Raw genomic sequence first — 877 nt, forward strand, 5'->3', positions numbered from 1 at the left:
TGCGACTTGCAGTAGCAACGGCACCAGGAACGGCAGGGCGCCGCTGCCCAGGCGCGCGAACAGGTTGCCCAGGATACCAATAGCGAAGGTGCGCACGCGGAACAGGCTGGGCGAGAACAGCGGCTCGGGGTCGCGCCCGGCGCGCAGCCAGTAGGCAGCCAGGCACGCCATGCCGGCAAACAGCAGCAGCATCACCCGCAGGTGCGGCAGGTGCAGCTCGCCGAGCCCCTCCATGGCAATGGTGATCAGCACCATCGCGGCGCCGAACAGCAGGAAGCCAGGGGTATCGAAGCGGGTGCGTTCAGCGCCGCGCAGGTCGGGGATGAACTTCCAGACGGCGTAGCAGCCCAGCAGGCCGACAGGCAGGTTGAGCAGGAAAATCCAGTGCCAGCTGAGGATCTCCACCAGCCAGCCGCCCACCGTCGGACCCAGCAGTGGCCCGAGCAGGCCGGGGATGGTAATGAAGCTCATGATGCGTACCAGCTCGCTGCGCGGGTAGGCGCGCAACACCACCAGCCGCCCGACCGGCAGCATCAGCGCACCGCCCAGGCCCTGCACCACACGGGCGAAAATCAGGAAGCCAAGGCTGTTGGCGGCGGCGCATAGCAGCGAACCAAAGCTGAACAGCAGGATGGCGCTGAAGAAGATGCGCTTGGTGCCGAAGCGGTCGGCGATCCAGCCCGAGGCGGGTATCAGCAGGGCCACCGTGAGCATGTAGGCAATGATTACGCCCTGCATCCGCAGCGGGTCTTCGGCCAGCGAGCGGGCCATGGCCGGCAGCGCGGTGTTGAGGATGGTGCCGTCCAGGGACTGCATGAAGAAGGCGATGGCGACCACCCAGGGGATCCAGCGGGCGGTGGCGGGGTCTAGCGGGGTG

At 67.4% G+C, this 877-nt stretch carries 1 protein-coding gene; it reads right to left on the bottom strand.

From position 1 onward, the window contains the following. A partial coding sequence (locus GYA94_RS26600) for an MFS transporter (protein WP_161893447.1) occupies positions 1 to 877 on the bottom strand: 877 nt, incomplete at both ends.

This window comes from Pseudomonas juntendi (assembly GCF_009932375.1).
In the GTDB taxonomy this organism is placed as follows: domain Bacteria; phylum Pseudomonadota; class Gammaproteobacteria; order Pseudomonadales; family Pseudomonadaceae; genus Aquipseudomonas; species Aquipseudomonas juntendi.